Raw genomic sequence first — 15,938 nt, forward strand, 5'->3', positions numbered from 1 at the left:
ATAGGAGGCCCCCAGAAATATAGTCACATTAGTCATAATGGTTTTTCAACTCGCATGGCTGACCATAGCACTGCGCCCGACACGCCTCCGATCAATGACACCTGGACCCTTGCGAATGCCAAGGCACGGCTGTCCGAACTGGTAGACCGCGCCCAAACGGGCCCGCAGGTCATCACCCGTCACGGCAAGCCGAATGCCGTAGTCGTTTCCGCCCAGGAATGGGCGCGCAAGACAGCACGCAAGGGCACTCTGGCCGAATTCCTGCTGGCGTCACCGCTGCGTGGCGCAGACCTTGAGCTCGATCGCGTGCACGATACGCCACGCGACGAAATGCCGTGAACTTGCTGCTCGACACCAACGTACTGTCCGAGGTTCAGCGGCCTGCGCCTTCGCCGAAAGTTTTGGCGTGGCTCGATACGATCGATGAGGATCGCACCTTCATCAGTGTTGCCTCGATCGCCGAGCTTCGCCGCGGCGTGGCGATGCTGGAGGACGGCCGCCGGCGCACAGCGTTAGCCGCCTGGCTTGCCCACGACCTGCCGGCGCGGTTTGCCGACCGAGTCCTGCCGAACGATCATGCCGTGGCCGAGCGCTGGGGCGACCTGATGGCACAGAGCCACAGAACAGGAGTTGCGCTGTCTGTCATGGACGGCTTCTTTGCGGCGACCGCGCTTGCGAACAGCCTCACGCTCGTCACGCGCAACGTGAAGGATTTCGCGGCCTTGGGCGTCCCGCTGCTCAATCCGTGGGACGCCTAATACGCTATCTCAACCGCACCACCGGCGCGGCTTCGGGCGCCGCGTCCTGCGCATCGGCCTGGGTGTCGTCGATATCCGCCCCCTTCGGCATCGCTTCCACCACCTCGATGCCCTTGCTGTGGCAGATGGTGGCGAGGCGCTCGGGGAGCTCCTGGTCGGTGACAAAGGTCTGGATCTGGGTGATGTGGGCGATGCGCACCGGCGCGCTGCGACGCAGCTTTGTCGAATCGGCGACCAGCATGACGCTGCGGGCGTTGGCGATGATGGCCTGCGCCACCTGCACCTCGCGATAATCGAAGTCGAGCAGCGCGCCCTCCTCGTCGATCGCGGATGCGCCGATGATGGCATAGTCGACCTTGAACTGGCCGATCAGCTGCGTCGCGGTCGAGCCGACCACGGCGCCGTCGGCGCGCCGCACCGTACCGCCGGCCACCACCACCTCGATGCGGGGATGGCGGTAGAGCAGCATGGCGACGTTGAGATTGTTGGTGATGACGAGCAGGTCCTCGTGCGAGGTCAGCGCGCTCGCGACCTCCTCCGTCGTGGTGCCGATGTTGATGAACAGCGAGCAGCCGTTCGGGATCAGCGAGGCGGCCGCGGCGCCAATGGCCTTCTTCTCGTCGGCGGCGACGAAGCGGCGCGCCTCATAGGCGAGGTTTTCCACGCCGGAGGCGATGATGGCGCCTCCGTGGATGCGGGTCAGCGATCTCCGTTCGCAGAGATCGTTGAGATCCTTGCGGATGGTCTGCGCCGAGACCTCGAACTTGCGCGCGAGCTCCTCGACCATGACGCGGCCGGAAGCGCGCGCGATGTTGAGGATTTCGGCTTGGCGGTGGGTCAGTCCGGTCACGGCAACGGCCTCAAATCAGGAGGATGCATGGTGCGGCGGTTCGCGGCTTCGGTCAATGCGCGCGCCGATCACGGTTAACGGATGGCCCTCACCACGCCATCGCGGCGGCAAGACGCGCAAGCAGCTGCGGATCGTCGAAGGCACTGGCGGAGGCGACCGCGCCTGATGCAACCAGGTCAGCATGGCTGAGGCTGGTGCGGATGCCGATGGTCGGAATGCCGGCCGCTGTGGCGGATTGCACGCCGGTGCGGGAGTCCTCGAATGCGATCGAAGCCTCCGGCCTCGCCCCGACGAAACGCAGACCTTCCTGATAGGGCAGCGGATGCGGCTTGCCATGCGGCAGCTCGGCGCCGATCACGAGCGCCTTGAAGCGGTGCGTGATGCCGAGGCCTGACAGCAGCAGCTCGGCGTTGAGACGCGGCGCGTTGGTCACGGCGACCATGGGAATGCCAGCGCCATCCGCACGGTCGAGGAGCGCCATCAGGCCCGGCAGCGGCGCGATCTGCCCGGCCACCAGCCTGCGGAAGACCTCCTCCTTCTCATCGAGGATCAAGGCGCGCCGCTCCGGCGCTTCGTGGGGCAGAAAGCGCTCGCCAATTGCGACATTGGCGAAGCCTTGCAGCTCCCTGGAGAAGCGCGCGTGGTCGAAGACATGGCCATGCGGACCGAGCACCTGGTTGAAGGCCTTCAAGTGCAACGGGTCGGTGTCGGCGAGCGTACCGTCGATGTCGAACAGCAACGCCTTGCCCATCGTACCCTGTCTGGCCTCGATCATTTCCGTACTTTCCAAAATGCGCGACGCATCGATGCGTGAGACGTATCAATACGACCTCGATCGCGCAATGACGCATCCACATGACGACAATGCGGCACTCGACAAAGTCGCGCGCGGCTGCAACACTCCATGCAAGACCAAAAAGGAGGAAACGATGACGATCAACCGACGCGATCTGGCTCTCTCGACTCTCGCCGTCTCCGCGCTTGCGCTCACATCACCGGCGCTCGCCGCGTCGGCGGACGAGGAAGCCGTGGCGAAGAAGGTCGAGGCCTTCCGCCTCGCCCAGATCGCGGCCGACCCGAAGGCGCTCGGCGCGCTGTGCTGGGATGATCTCAGCTACAGCCATTCCAACGGCAAGGTCGAGGACAAGGCGACCTTCATCGCCAACGCCACCGACGGCAAATCGAAATTCCTGTCGATCGAATACAAGGACCCCACCATCAAGGTGGTTGGCCCCGCCGCGATCGTCCGCTTTCATTGGCTGGGCGAGCAGGAGATGGCGGCCGATGGGAAAAAAGTGTCGACCAACCTTCACATCCTGATGAACTGGCAGAAGCAGGGCGACGAGTGGAAGCTCTTGTCGCGGGCTGCAACGAAGTTGTGATGATGGTCTTGCCCTCTCCCCTTGTGGGAGAGGGTGGCTCGCCGCGAAGGCGGCGAGACGGGTGAGGGGTATCTCTCTTCACGAACGATCTTGCGGAGAGATACCCCTCATCCGGCGCTTCGCGCCACCTTCTCCCACAAGGGGAGAAGGAAAAAGGCAGCAGCACCAAGGGCTGCAAAAAATTCCGGCCACGCTTCGCGCGCCCCGGAATGACTGGTGCGACGCTTACGCCGCCTCCTTCACATCGCCGTTAACCAGCTTGCGCGCCGCGCGCTCGGCTTCGCGTGCGTTGCGAAAGAGTTGGCCTTCGAGGCGGTTGAATTGGTGGGAGGAGGCGAAGAAGCAGTAGCCTCCCTGGCCGCGGACCACGATACCCGCAGTCTGCGAATTCACTTCGATGATGTAGCTGTCCGGCATGGTCCGTGTAGTCCTCAGTGCGCGCAGACAACGGCATCCAGGCCCAAAGGTTCCTGGGCGTTTGAAGCCGTTTCCACCCCGAATCGACACGCAATTGGGTACGCCGGGACCTCATCCGTTTTATGACTTGCTCTTGGCGAAGCCTTGACGGTTGCTGACGCGACGCCGCGCGGTCATCCGCCGCGCGCGCTTACGTCGCGATCGACGTATCGGTGGAGCGCACCTCCTGAGGTCGGCCATGCTCGTCGATCGAGACATAGGTGAAGTTGCCGTCGGTGACGAGGAACGGATGCTCCTCGCCGCGACGCAGCGCCCACGCTTCGAGATGCACGGTCATCGACGTGCGCCCGACGCGCACGAGATTGGCATAGACCGAGACGAGATCACCGACATAGACGGCTTTGCGAAAATTCATCGCTTCGATCGCGACCGTCACGGTGCGCGACTTCGCGACTTTTGAAGCAAACACGCCGCCGCCGACATCCATCTGGCTGAGCAGCCAGCCGCCGAAGATGTCGCCGTTCGCATTGGTGTCGGCGGGCATCGCTAGCGTGCGGATGCAGAGATCGCCGCGCGGCGCGGTATCGGACTTTTCGCTCATATCGCTCTCACTTGAAACTATCCCAGCCCGGATCGGGCGCGAAGCGTCCGCCGAATCGTTCGGCCAGCGCGCGCAGCGTGGATACAATATTTTCCACGCCGCGCGTGCGCGCATAGTTCAGCGGACCACCGCGGAATGGCGCATAGCCGGTGCCGAAGATCATGGCGCCGTCGACCGTATCAGGGTCATCGACGATGCCTTCGCGAAGCGCCGCGACGCAGACGTTGGACATCGGCAGCACCAGGCGGTCGATCATCTGGTCGGTGACGCGCGGGCCGGTCTCGGGCAGCGGTGCCTTCTCGGCCTTGCCGTTCTTCCAGGTGTAAAAGCCCTTGCCGGTCTTGCGGCCGAGCTCGCCCTTTGCGATCTTCTCGCGCAGCCAGGCCGGCGTTGGCGGCAAGAGGTCGCCGAACTTGGTGCGCAGCATGTCGCCGACATCGAGACAGATGTCGAGGCCGACCTGGTCGGCGAGCTCGATCGGTCCCATCGGCATGCCGAATTGTTCAGCGGCGGCATCGATCAGGCGTTGGTCGATCTTCTCGTCCAGCATCACCATCGCTTCCAGCATGTAGGGCGTCAGTGCCCGGTTGACGAGGAAGCCGGGCGAGCTCTTCACCGGCAGCGGCAGGCGGTCGATCGCGCCGACAAAGGCGAGCGCCTCCTTCAGCACTTGCGCGTCGTTACCGTCATGGCTGACCACTTCGACCAGTTGCAGGCGCGACACTGGATTGAAGAAATGCAGGCCGACCAGCCGCTCCGGCCGGGCCAGCGTCGTTCGCAGATCCTGAAGCGGAATGCTGGACGTGTTGGTCGCCAGGATCGCGCCCGGCTTCATCCTGGGCTCGAGGCCCGCATAGACCTTCTGCTTGAGCTCGAGCTTTTCCGGCACCGCCTCGATGATGAGATCGGCGTTGCGGACGCCCTCGCCGTCCATGTCAGGGATCAGGCGGTCGAGCGCGTCGCGCACCTCGGTGGCTTTTCGGATGATCTTGCCGTAAAGCTCGGCGGCGCGCTTCACCGCCCCCGCGATCGGCTCCGCCTTCATGTCGGCCAGCGAGACGCGCAGCCCCTGCCCCGCACACCAGGCCGCGATATCGCCGCCCATGGCGCCGGCGCCGATGACGTGGACGTGCTTGATGGTGTTGCCGGGGCCGGCCGCTTTCTTCATCTGCTCGCGCAGGAAGAAGACACGGATCAGATTCTGCGCGGTCGGCGTCACCATCAGTTTGGCAAAGGACGCCTGCTCGGCCTTCAGCATCGCGGACTTGCTGCCGCCATGGGTCTCCCAGAGATCGATCAGCGCGTAGGGCGCGGGGTAATGCTCGCGGGACGCGGCCTTCGCCGCCTCCGAGCGCATGCGTTTTGCAAGCAGCCCGCGCACGGGGCCGAAATTGGCCGCGCGTGTCAGCAGGCCCGGACGCGCACGCTTCAGGCGGCCGAACAGCGCGTCCTTCACGGCGCCGCGGACGTGGCGCTCCTGCGTCACGGTGTCAACGAGGCCGAGCGACTTGGCGCGGCGCGCATCGATGGTGCGACCCGTGAGCATCAAGGCCATCGATTGGGTCGGGTTGACCAGCGCGGTAAACCGCGCGGTGCCGCCGAGGCCGGGATGCAGGCCCAGCATCACCTCCGGGAAGCCGAAGCGCGCGCCGTCGATGGCGATGCGCGATTGGCAGGCCAGCGCGACCTCGAGCCCGCCGCCGAGGCAGAAGCCGTGGACGACCGCGACCGTCGGCAGCTTGAGCGCTTCCAGATGATCCACAACGGCATGCGCGGCGCGGATGCGTGTCTCCACCATCTCGGCATCGCTGGCGCCGCGGAATTCGTTGACGTCGGCGCCGGCAATGAAGCCGGACGGTTTTGCCGAGCGGATGACGAGGCCGGCCGGGCGCTCGGTCTCGATCGCCGCGAGCACGGCGTCGAACTCTTCCATCACGTCGGACGAGAGCGTGTTGGCGCTTGTCTCGGCACGGTCGAACAGCAGCCAGGCGACGCCATCGGCATCGCGCGTCAGCTTGAAGTGCTTGTAGCGGCCGTCAGCCGCGGGCTGCGGCCCGAGCTCCAGCACACGGTCGCCGAGCGCGGTCATGATCTTCGAATCCATGGTCACACCGCCTCGATCAACATGGCGCCGCCGAGCCCGCCGCCGATGCATTCGGTGGCGACTCCGCGCCGCGTGCCGAGCCGCTTCATCGCATTGACGAGATACAGCACGATGCGGTTGCCGGAGGTGCCGACGGGATGGCCGAGCGAGATCGCGCCGCCATCGACATTCAGTCGCTCGCGATCGATCTCGCCGGCGGCGCCGTCGAGGCCGAGGATCTCGCGGCAGAATTTGTCGTCGTTCCAGGCGGCGAGACAGCCAAGGACCTGCGTCGCAAACGCCTCGTTCAGCTCCCAGGTCTCGACGTCCTTGATGGTGAGGTCGTTGCGCTGAAGCAGCGGCGTTGCCGACATCACCGGGCCGAGCCCCATGATGCTGGGGTCGAGCGCGGCCCAATGGCTGTCGACGATCGCGGCCTTCGGCGTCAGTCCATGCTTTGCCACCGCCGCGTCGGAAGCCAGGATCACCCAGGACGCGCCATCGGTGATCTGCGACGAGTTGCCGGCGGTGACCTGTCCCCAGGGACGCTCGAACACCGGCCGGAGTTTTGCCAGCGTCTCGGCGGTGGAGTCGGGGCGCACGCCGTCATCGTGGTCGAAGAACTTGCCGTCGCGGGAGAACGCTGTCTCGACCTCGCCCTGCAAATAGCCTTCGGCCTGCGCGTGGGCGAGCCGGCGATGGCTCTCGGCGGCATAGGCATCCGACTGGGCGCGGGTGATGCCGAAGAGATGGCCGACGACCTCGGCGGTCTGGCCCATGTTCAACTCGGTAATGGGGTCGGTCAGCCCGCGCTCGAGGCCGATGATCGGCTTGAGATAGCGCGGGCGCAGCTTGAACGCGGCGGCGAGCTTGACGGCCACGCCCTTGGCAGTGGCAAGGCCGGCGAACCAGCGCACGCCGGAATTGGGCCAGACCAGCGGCGCGTGGCTCAAGGCTTCAGTGCCGCCCGCCAAAATCATGTCGGCATGGCCCTCGCGGATGTAGCGGTAGGCGGTGTCGATCGACTGCATGCCCGAGCCGCAATTGATCTGCACCGTGAAGGCGACCATGTCCTCGCCCATGCCGAGCCGGAGCGCGGCAACGCGGGCCGGGTTCATCTCGTCGGCGATGACGTTGGCGCAGCCGAGGATGACCTGGTCGAAATCGTCAGGCGAAAACGGCTGGCGCGCCAGCAGCGGCCGTCCGCACTGCACGGCGAGATCGACCGGCGTGAACGGCCCCGGCCCGGAACGTGCTTTCAGAAACGGCGTCCGGCTGCCGTCGACGATGAAAACCGGTCGTGCCATCAGCTCGCCGCCCTCTGTTCACCGAGTTCCTGGAAGAACTGATGCACGTCGCCGGATTTCTTGTAAATCGGCGATAGCGCCTCCGGCGCGAAATCGTCGACCTCGATGACTTTTGTGACGGCTTCGTGAGCGGCCGCGAGCTGCTCGCCTTCGGCCTGCGTGATCACGCCTTTGGCGATGGCGTCCTTCCAGTCACGGATATGCGCGGCGCGCATGCGCTTGGCGATCGCATCGGTGCTCGCGACCAGCTTGAACGCGCGCTCCAGCCGGGCAAAGCCGCTGTCGTCGTCGACATGGGCAAGATCCGGCGTGAGGCGCTCGCGCGCGGCCGACGGCTCCAGCACGATGCCAGCGCATTGGTGCACGACGCGGTCGGACGGACCGAGCACGCGGGCACCGAACGGCTGGACCACGAGCTTGAGGAAGCCGGCAACGAAACGGTTGGGCAGATTGGCGAGAATTTCGGCAAGCCGGTTCTCGATCGTCTTGAAGCCCGTCGCCATGCACCATTCCAGTGCAGCAAAATCCTCCTTCTGCCGACCCTCGTCCTGCCACCGCTTGAGCGCGGCCGAGAGCAGGTAAAGCTCGGAGAGGATATCGCCGAAGCGCGCCGACAGCATCTCCTTGCGCTTGAGCGCGCCGCCGAGCGTCAGCAGCGCCATGTCGGCACAGAGCGCGAACGCTGCGGAGTAGCGCGAGAGCTGGCGATAGAACGGCGTGGCATCGCCCGCATCCGGCGCCATCGCGAAGGCGCCAAAGGTCCAGCTCTGGCCAAAGGCACGGAACAGTGTCCGGAAACTATGGCCGACGTGTTTCCAGATCGCGGTGTCGAACGCGGTGAGCCCGCGTTCGCGATCGGTGTCGGCGAGCGCGTTCATCTCGTCGAGCAGATAGGGATGCGCGCGGATCGCGCCCTGCCCGAACACGATGAGATTGCGGGTAAGGATATTGGCGCCCTCGACGGTGATGCCCACAGGCACGGCACGGTGCAGGTTGCCGATATAGTTCTGCGGGCCGTCGATCACGGCCTTGCCGCCATGGATGTCCATGGCGTCATCGACCGCGGTGCGCATCCGCTCGGTCGCGTGAAGCTTCATGATGCCTGAGATGACGGCGGGATGAACGCCGGCGTTCAGCGCCGCGCAGGTCAGCCGGCGCGCCGCGTCGAGCTGATAGGCGGTGGCGACGATGCGCGCGAGCGGCTCCTCGACGCCCTCGAACTTGGAGATGGAGATGCCGAACTGCTCGCGGATGCGTGCGTAGGCGCCGGTGGTGCGCGCGGCATAGGCTGCGCCCGCAGCAGAGAGCGACGGCAGCGAGATGCCGCGGCCGGCGGCGAGCGCCGTCATCAGCATCTTCCAGCCCTGCCCGAGCCGCTCCTTGCCGCCGATGACATAGTCGAGCGGAATGAAGACGTCGCGGCCGCGGTTCGGACCGTTCTGGAACACCTGCATCGAGGGCAGATGGCGATGGCCTATCTCGACGCCGGGGAGATTGGTCGGGATCAGCGCGACGGTGATGCCGAGCTCCTCCTGCTGGCCCACCAGATGGTCGGGATCGTAGGCCTTGAAGGCGAGGCCGAGGAGTGTCGCCACGGGGCCGAGCGTGATGTAGCGCTTGTGCCAGTTGAGGCGGAGGCCTGTGACCTCGCGACCTTCGAAGTTGCCCTTGCAGATGATGCCGGTGTCGATCATCGAGGCGGCATCTGAGCCGGCCTCAGGGCTGGTGAGGCCGAAGCAGGGAATGTCGCGGCCGTCGGCAAGCCGCGGCAGCCAGCGCTCCTGCTGCTCTTTGGTGCCGAAGCGCATCAGGAGCTCGCCGGGGCCGAGCGAGTTCGGCACCATCACGGTGACGGCAGCCGCGATCGAGCGGGTCGAGATCTTGCGAACGACTTCCGAATGCGCATAAGGCGAGAAGCCGAGCCCTCCAAACTCCTTCGGAATGATCATGCCGAAGAATTTCTCGCGCTTGACGAAATGCCAGACGTCCGGCGGCAGGTCGCGCCATTCCCAGAAGATCTTCCACTCGTCGAGCATGGCGCAGAGCTCGTCGACGGGACCGCTGAGGAAGGCCTTCTCCTCGTCGGTGAGCCGCGCCTGCGGCACCTTCAGGAGCTTGGTCCAGTCGGGATTGCCGGTGAAGAGATCGGCGTCCCACCAGACGTCACCGGCCTCCAGCGCCTCGCGCTCGGTGTCGGACATCGCCGGCAGCACGCCGCGCGCCCAGGAGAAGATCGGCTTTGTGATTTTGTCGCGGCGGAAGCTCATGGCGGACCTCATGGATCGGCGCGGGTGTCGGACATTTTAGCGGAAAGTGGCCGGGGTGCGTGAACACTTCGCCTGCAAAAAGACGCGAATTGACGCGGCCGGGCGGCCGCCCCCGGGGACCATAACGGCCGGGGCGTGGAGGCAGTTCCGGGAGGGGGAAGTGAGATGCCTCCACACCGTCATTCCGGGGCGACGCGCAAGCGTCGAGCCCGGAATCCATAACCACAATCGGGAGTATGGATTCCGGGCTCGCGCCTTACGGCGCGCCCCGGAATGACGGTGGAGAGAGCGGAGGCCGGCCTAATCCGGCCGGACCATCTCGAACATGTTTTCCGGCTTGATCTCGAAATAGTCGCCGCGGCGGCCGGCGCGGACGATGGGGCGGGCCGCGGCGGTCTGGTAGACGCCGTCCTTGATCATGGCCTTGTCGATATGGACGGCGACGACCTCGCCGAGCGTCAGCCAGGCGTCGGCCTCCTTGCCGTCGGCGCCCTTGAGGCGGACGATGTCGGAGACCTTGCACTCGAAGGCGACCGGACTCTCGCCGACGCGCGGCACGTTGACGAGCTTACCGGGCACGGCGGTCAGGCCCGCGATCTCGAACTCGTCGACCTCAGGGGCGACATGCGCGGCGGTCGCGTTCATGTGCTTGGCGAGATCCATCGTGGCGAGATTCCAGACGAACTCGCCGGTCTGCTGGATGTTCTCGACCGAGTCCTTCCAGTTGGTGGAGGAGAAGCCGATGATCGGCGGCACGTAAGCGAACGCGTTGAAGAAGCTGTAGGGCGCGAGATTAACGTGGCCCTTGGTGTCGCGCGAGGAGATCCAGCCGATGGGCCGCGGCGCGATGATGGCGTTGAAGGGATCGTGCTTGAGGCCGTGGCCCTTGGAAGGCTCGTAGAAGTGCAGGTCTTTGTCGGTCACGCTGGCTTTCCCCTGATCGTCATTGCGAGCGCAGCGAAGCAATCCAGAATCCCTCCGCGGAGACAGTCTGGATTGCTTCGCTGCGCTCGCAATGACGGAATTTGTTGATCCGTCCTTGCCCGCCATCCTCTGCCGGGCGGCAGATCAACTTATAGGGTAAATTCCAGCCCCGTCAGTGGCGGGGGGACAGACCCGCGATGACGAAATCGATCATCTGGTCGATGGTCGGGCCCGGCTTGGTGGCGCACTGGGCGATCATCTGGGGGTGGAAGAAGCGCATCATCGCGGTGCAGGCGCACAGCGAGGCCAGTGGCAGGTCGGGCGCCTCGAACTCGCCGGACGCCACCCCTTGCGCGATCATCTGGCCGATGACACCGGCAATGCACTCCATATGGGCGACGCAGACGTCCCAGTCCTCCTCCATCGCGATCGCGACCATCTCGTGCAGCTTGTTATCGCCGACATAGCGCTCGGTGTTCATGCGGTGGATGGTGGTGAGCAGCTCGCGGAAGCGCGGCAGCACGGGACCGGGACGGGTCACGATCCGCTGCGCCTCCAGCTCGACCTCGCCCATCAGGCCCCGCGCCACCGACTGGTGGATCGCCTTCTTCGATTCGAAGAAGCGATAGACGTTGGCGGGGCTCATCCTGAGCTCCTTGGCGATGTCCCCGACCGTGGTCTTCTGATAGCCGATCTGGCGGAACAGCCGCTCGGCCACCTCGAGGATACGATCCCGGGTGTCGCCTTCGATATGTTCCGCAACCAGTGTCATTCTGTCAGGACTCGTTCGTCAGTACTTCATCTCACTTATTCAGCTGCTTCAGCAAGCGGAATAGCGGGATGGTCATCGCTCCCATGCTGCGATGCGGTAGGCTGTTCGGCCGAACCGGCCTCGTCCAGGCTCTTCCTGAACCACAGGGCATAGAGGCCCGGCAGGTACAGAAGCGTCAGGAAGGTCGCGACGAACAGGCCTCCCATGATCGTGATCGCCATCGGGCCCCAGAACGCCGAGCGCGACAGCGGGATCATGGCGAGGATGGCGGCGAGCGCCGTCAGCACCACCGGACGGGCGCGGCGGACGGTCGCCTCCACGATCGCCTCGCGCCGGGTCAGACCATGAGAAACGTCGGTCTCGATCTGATCCACCAGGATGACCGCATTGCGCATGATCATGCCGGCGAGCGCGATCAGGCCGAGCAGCGCCACGAAGCCGAACGGAGCGTTGGCGACGTTGAGCCCGAGCGAGGCGCCGACGATGCCGAGCGGCGCGGTCAGGAACACCAGGATCAGGCGCGAGAAGCTCTGCAGCTGGATCATCAGCAGCGTCAGCATCACCATGACCATCACGGGGAAGAGGATGAAGATCGAGGCGTTGCCCTTGGCGGATTCCTCGAACGCGCCGCCCGCTTCGATGCGGTAGGCCGGCTCGAGGTGATCCTTGATCGCCTTCAGCTTCGGCGTGATCTGGTTGGTGATGTCGGGCGCCTGCACGCCGTCGACGACGTCGGAGCGCACGGTGATTGCCATGTCGCGGTTACGCCGCCACATGATCGGCTCCTCGTGGGAGTACTCGATCTTGGCGATCTGCTGCAGCGGCACGGCGACGCCATTGCGCGAGGTGATGGTGAGATCGCCGACACCGCCGAGATCGAGACGTTCGGACGGGATCGCGCGGGCGACCACGCCGACCTTCTCGATGCCGTCGCGCACGGTCGTGACCTGCGAGCCCGAGATCAGCATCGCGAGCGCTTGCGAGACCTCCTGCGGGGTCAGGCCCATGGCGCGGGCGCGATCCTGGTCGACGACGAGCTTCAGGTAAGGCGATTGCTCGTTCCAGTCGAGCTGGACGTCCTTGACGCTCTTGTTCTGCCGCATGACGTCGCGGACCTGGTAGGCGATCTCGCGCACCTTGTTGGCATCGGGGCCGATCACGCGGAACTGGACGGGGAAGCCGACCGGCGGGCCGAAATTGAAGCGATCGACGCGCACGCGTGCCTCGGTCAGCATGCCGTCGGCGACCGCGTTCTCGATCTTGGCCTTGACGCGCTCGCGCGCCTCGACACCCTTGGCGACGATGACGATCTCGGCAAAGGCCTCGTTCGGAAGCTGCGGATTGAGGCCGAGCCAGAAGCGCGGCGAGCCCTGGCCGACATAGGCGGTATAGGTCTCGATGTCCTTGTCGTCCTTCAGCAGCGTCTCGGCCTGCTTCACGGCCTTCTCGGTGACGTTGAAGGCGGTGCCCTCGGGCAGGCGCAGCTGCAGGAACAGCTCGGGCCGCTCCGACAGCGGGAAGAACTGCTGCTGGACATGGCCGAAACCGACGATCGAGGCGACGAAGACGCCGACGGTCGCGACGACCACGGTGATGCGGTGATTGACGCACCATTGCACGATGGCGCGCAGGCCGCGATACATGCGGGTCTCGTAGACCGCGTGCGGGTCGTGATTGTGGTGCGCCTTCATCTCCGGCAGCAGCTTGACGCCGATATAGGGCGTGAAGATCACCGCCACGAACCAGGAGGCGACCAGCGCGATCGCCACGATCCAGAAGATGCTGCCGGCATATTCGCCGACGGCCGAATTGGCAAAGCCGATGGGGAGGAAGCCAGCGGCTGTGACCAGCGTCCCCGTGAGCATCGGAAACGCGGTGGATTCCCAGGCAAAGGACGCCGCGCGCATGCGGTCCCAACCCTGCTCCATCTTCACCACCATCATCTCGACCGCGATGATGGCGTCGTCGACGAGCAGGCCGAGCGCGATGATCAGCGCGCCGAGCGTGATGCGGTGCAGGTCGAGTGACATCGTGTTCATGACGACGAAGACGATGCCGAGCACCAAGGGCACCGACAGCGCGACCACGATGCCGGTGCGCCAGCCGAGTGCCAGGAACGAGACGAACAGCACGATGACGAGCGCCTCCATGAAGGAGTGCACGAACTCGCCGACGGCGTGCTCGACCACCTTGGGCTGGTCGGCAATCAGCTTGACGTCGACGCCCTGCGGCACGGCCTTCATGAACTCGGCGGTTGCCTTCTCGACCTCCTTGCCGAGCTCGAGGATGTTGGCACCCTTGGCGGTGACGACACCGATGCCGATCGCGGCCTTGCCTTCCTGGCGGACGACGAAGCTCGGCGGATCGACATAGCCATGGGTGACGGTGGCGATGTCGCCGAGACGGAACACGCGGCCGTTGCTCTCGACCGGGGTCTCCGCCACAGCCTTTGCGCCGTCGAGCGCGCCGGTGACGCGCAGCGGCACGCGCTGGGACGAGGTCTCGACCGTGCCGGCGGGGGTCACGTTGTTCTGCTTGGCGAGCGAATCGAACAGCGCCTGCGGCGTGATGCCGAGGGTGGCGAGCTTGGCGTGGCTGAACTCGACGAAGATGCGCTCGTCCTGGTTGCCGTAGACGTCGACCTTGGTCACACCAGGCACCTTCAGCAGGCGCTGGCGGAAACCTTCGGAGACCTTCTTGAGCTGGGCATAGTCGGCGCCGTCGCCGGTCAACATGTAGAGGATGGAATCGACGTCGGAGAACTCGTCATTGACGACCGGCCCGAGAATGCCGGACGGCAGCTGACCCTGCACGTCGACCAGCTTCTTGCGCAGCAGATAGAAGAGATAGGGGACGTCCTTCGGCGGCGTGGAGTCACGGAAGGTGACCTGGAGCGCGGTGAAGCCCGGCTTGGAATAGGTCTGCACTTTCTCGAAATAGGGCAGCTCCTGGATCTTCTTCTCGATGGGATCGGCGACCTGGGTCTGCATTTCCTGCGCGGTCGCGCCGGGCCAGAGCACGGAGACGTTGACCACCTTCACCGTGAAGAACGGATCCTCGGCTCGGCCGAGCTTCTGATAGGAGAAGAAGCCGGCGACGCCGAGCACGAGCATCAGGAAGAGGACCAGCGTCGGATGACTGACGGCCCAGGCCGAAAGATTGAAGCGCTTCATCGCTCTCTCCGAAAGACGATCCAGTTGCACAAACGACAGCCGCTCTGTTCAAACCGTCGTCGCGAGGCAGCGAAGCAATCCAGGGGGCTGGGCAGGTTCTGGATCGCTTCGCCGCTTCAGCCCCGGCATTTGCGCTTGGGCCGAAACTCGCCTTGCACGACGTAACTCGCTTAGAAAGAAAGGGACGAGACGACCCGCACCTTCTGGCTCGGATCGAGCTTCTGCACACCGAGCGCGACGATCTTGGCGCCTTCCGGCACACCGCCGGTGATGACGACGTCGTTGCTCTCATAGGACTTCACCGTGACCGGCTGCAGCGTGACCGCGCCGTTGTCGTCGACGACGTAGAACGAGGGCTTGCCGCCTTCGTTGAACAGCGCCGACAGCGGCAGACGCGCGACGCGCTCGGTGGCGGCGTCCGACAGCGTCAGCGTCGCGGTCATGCCGAGCGCGACCTTGTCGTCGGCCTCGGGCAGCGAGAACTTTGCGAGATAGGTGCGCGTGGCGGGATCCGCCGCCGGCGCGATCTCGCGCAGCTTCGCCGTGTATTTCTTGTTCGGCTCGGACCAAAGAGTGACGCTGGCGGCGCCCGATTTGGCACGTCCGACCAGCGTCTCAGGGATCGCGACGACCGCTTCCTTCTCGGCAAAGCGGGCGACACGGATCGAGGCCTGGCCTGCGGCAACCACCTGGCCGGGCTCGATCAGCGTTGCAGTGACGACGCCACGGGCGTCGGCGTTGAGCGTCGCGTAGGAAAGGGAGTTCTTGGTCAGCTCGACCGAGCGGACGGCGCGGTCGAGCCGCGCGCGGGCCTCGTCGGCAGATGCACGGCTCGAATCGAGCTGCGCATCCGTGGTCCAGCCCTTGGCCTTCAGATCCTTGGCGCGCTGCTCGGCGGCGGCGGCCTGGGCCAGCACGCCGGTCGCAGCGGTCTGCTCGGCGACGGCCTGCTCGGCCTGGAGCTTCAGATCGACCTCGTCGAGGGTGGCGAGCGGCTGGCCGATCTCGACGGTCTGTCCGACCTCGACCAGGCGTTTTGCAACTTTACCGGCGACGCGGAAGCCGAGGTCGCTCTCGATCCGGGGCCTGATGGTGCCGACGAAGCTCCGCTCCGGCGTCTCGGCGTCATAATGGGCGGTCGCGACCAGGACCGGCCGGGACGGCTCGGCGTTCTCGGCGACGGTGTCATTGCAGCCGGCCAGCGAGGCGGCCATCAGGGCCAGCGACACACCCGCCAAAAGCCTGGAATAGCTGGACAAAACCGACTGGACGAACATCGGAGGACACTCCCCTATCTCGAATGAGAGGAATGTCGACTAATCACTGATAAAAGTCAATAATCGTCAGTCATCAGGAAAGCGTGATCGTTAAGAGGTGGTAAGGATTGGGATAAGCGCCGCCGCG

The 15,938-nt window shown here is 65.2% G+C and carries 14 protein-coding genes; 3 read left to right on the forward strand and 11 right to left on the reverse strand.

The annotated features are described in order from the left end of the window. Nucleotides 1–54 precede the first annotated feature (54 nt). Together AAFG16_RS37595 and AAFG16_RS37600 are read left to right on the forward strand one after the other, a co-directional pair. Nucleotides 55–339, forward strand: coding sequence for a type II toxin-antitoxin system Phd/YefM family antitoxin (locus tag AAFG16_RS37595; RefSeq protein WP_342733490.1), 285 nt, complete (start codon nt 55–57; stop codon nt 337–339). Continuing rightward, nucleotides 336–758, forward strand: coding sequence for a type II toxin-antitoxin system VapC family toxin (locus AAFG16_RS37600; RefSeq protein ID WP_342733492.1), 423 nt, complete (start codon nt 336–338; stop codon nt 756–758). The genes AAFG16_RS37595 and AAFG16_RS37600 overlap by 4 nt, the downstream gene beginning before the upstream one ends. 4 nt (nt 759–762) lie before the next feature. On the opposite strand, the gene AAFG16_RS37605 is transcribed toward AAFG16_RS37600, so the two are convergent. After that, nucleotides 763–1,608: a DeoR/GlpR family DNA-binding transcription regulator gene (locus tag AAFG16_RS37605; protein WP_235539959.1), complete on the reverse strand. Its 846-nt coding sequence runs from the start codon at nt 1,606–1,608 to the stop codon at nt 763–765. Between the two features lie 88 nt (nt 1,609–1,696). Then, nucleotides 1,697–2,383 carry an HAD-IA family hydrolase gene (locus AAFG16_RS37610; RefSeq protein ID WP_283081375.1) on the reverse strand — a complete coding sequence of 229 codons (687 nt, stop codon included), beginning with the start codon at nt 2,381–2,383 and terminating at the stop codon, nt 1,697–1,699. 154 nt (nt 2,384–2,537) lie between these two features. Here AAFG16_RS37610 and AAFG16_RS37615 point away from each other — a divergent pair, with 154 nt between their 5' ends. Then, nucleotides 2,538–2,990: a nuclear transport factor 2 family protein gene (locus AAFG16_RS37615; protein WP_283081376.1), complete on the forward strand. Its 453-nt coding sequence runs from the start codon at nt 2,538–2,540 to the stop codon at nt 2,988–2,990. Between the two features lie 225 nt (nt 2,991–3,215). On the opposite strand, the gene AAFG16_RS37620 is transcribed toward AAFG16_RS37615, so the two are convergent. From AAFG16_RS37620 to AAFG16_RS37660, 9 genes are all read right to left on the reverse strand, one after another. Then, nucleotides 3,216–3,407, reverse strand: coding sequence for a hypothetical protein (locus AAFG16_RS37620; RefSeq protein WP_195799755.1), 192 nt, complete (start codon nt 3,405–3,407; stop codon nt 3,216–3,218). 190 nt (nt 3,408–3,597) lie between these two features. Then, on the reverse strand, nt 3,598–4,008 hold the full coding sequence (locus AAFG16_RS37625; protein WP_283081377.1) for an acyl-CoA thioesterase: 411 nt from the start codon (nt 4,006–4,008) through the stop codon (nt 3,598–3,600). 7 nt (nt 4,009–4,015) lie between these two features. After that, a complete protein-coding gene (locus tag AAFG16_RS37630; RefSeq protein WP_342733499.1) occupies nt 4,016–6,112 on the reverse strand; it encodes a 3-hydroxyacyl-CoA dehydrogenase NAD-binding domain-containing protein in 2,097 nt (698 codons plus the stop codon). Nucleotides 6,113–6,114: 2 nt separating this feature from the next. Next, complete coding sequence (locus tag AAFG16_RS37635) at nt 6,115–7,398, reverse strand: acetyl-CoA C-acetyltransferase (protein ID WP_342733501.1); 1,284 nt, start codon at nt 7,396–7,398, stop codon at nt 6,115–6,117. Continuing rightward, a complete protein-coding gene (locus AAFG16_RS37640) occupies nt 7,398–9,665 on the reverse strand; it encodes an acyl-CoA dehydrogenase (RefSeq protein WP_283081380.1) in 2,268 nt (755 codons plus the stop codon). The genes AAFG16_RS37635 and AAFG16_RS37640 overlap by 1 nt, the downstream gene beginning before the upstream one ends. Nucleotides 9,666–9,965: 300 nt before the next feature. After that, the gene (locus AAFG16_RS37645; RefSeq protein ID WP_283081381.1) at nt 9,966–10,589 is read right to left on the reverse strand and encodes a flavin reductase family protein; all 624 of its coding nucleotides are present in this window, start codon (nt 10,587–10,589) and stop codon (nt 9,966–9,968) included. Nucleotides 10,590–10,761: 172 nt separating this feature from the next. After that, nucleotides 10,762–11,361: a TetR family transcriptional regulator gene (locus AAFG16_RS37650; protein ID WP_283081382.1), complete on the reverse strand. Its 600-nt coding sequence runs from the start codon at nt 11,359–11,361 to the stop codon at nt 10,762–10,764. 35 nt (nt 11,362–11,396) lie between these two features. Next, nucleotides 11,397–14,534: an efflux RND transporter permease subunit gene (locus tag AAFG16_RS37655; protein ID WP_342733506.1), complete on the reverse strand. Its 3,138-nt coding sequence runs from the start codon at nt 14,532–14,534 to the stop codon at nt 11,397–11,399. A 170-nt stretch (nt 14,535–14,704) separates the two neighbouring features. After that, entirely contained in the window at nt 14,705–15,811 is a 1,107-nt protein-coding gene (locus AAFG16_RS37660) for an efflux RND transporter periplasmic adaptor subunit (RefSeq protein ID WP_342733508.1), read from the reverse strand. Nucleotides 15,812–15,938: the final 127 nt, after the last annotated feature.

The organism is Bradyrhizobium sp. B117, assembly GCF_038969555.1.
Lineage (GTDB): Bacteria > Pseudomonadota > Alphaproteobacteria > Rhizobiales > Xanthobacteraceae > Bradyrhizobium.

Coding starts and splice junctions, on each gene's coding strand:
- AAFG16_RS37595 (WP_342733490.1), top strand. CDS start 55: ATGGCTGACCATAGCACTGCGCCCGACACGCCTCCGATCAATGACACC.
- AAFG16_RS37610 (WP_283081375.1), bottom strand. CDS start 2,383: ATGATCGAGGCCAGACAGGGTACGATGGGCAAGGCGTTGCTGTTCGAC.
- AAFG16_RS37615 (WP_283081376.1), top strand. CDS start 2,538: ATGACGATCAACCGACGCGATCTGGCTCTCTCGACTCTCGCCGTCTCC.
- AAFG16_RS37620 (WP_195799755.1), bottom strand. CDS start 3,407: ATGCCGGACAGCTACATCATCGAAGTGAATTCGCAGACTGCGGGTATC.
- AAFG16_RS37625 (WP_283081377.1), bottom strand. CDS start 4,008: ATGAGCGAAAAGTCCGATACCGCGCCGCGCGGCGATCTCTGCATCCGC.
- AAFG16_RS37630 (WP_342733499.1), bottom strand. CDS start 6,112: ATGGATTCGAAGATCATGACCGCGCTCGGCGACCGTGTGCTGGAGCTC.
- AAFG16_RS37635 (WP_342733501.1), bottom strand. CDS start 7,398: ATGGCACGACCGGTTTTCATCGTCGACGGCAGCCGGACGCCGTTTCTG.
- AAFG16_RS37640 (WP_283081380.1), bottom strand. CDS start 9,665: ATGAGCTTCCGCCGCGACAAAATCACAAAGCCGATCTTCTCCTGGGCG.
- AAFG16_RS37650 (WP_283081382.1), bottom strand. CDS start 11,361: ATGACACTGGTTGCGGAACATATCGAAGGCGACACCCGGGATCGTATC.
- AAFG16_RS37655 (WP_342733506.1), bottom strand. CDS start 14,534: ATGAAGCGCTTCAATCTTTCGGCCTGGGCCGTCAGTCATCCGACGCTG.
- AAFG16_RS37660 (WP_342733508.1), bottom strand. CDS start 15,811: ATGTTCGTCCAGTCGGTTTTGTCCAGCTATTCCAGGCTTTTGGCGGGT.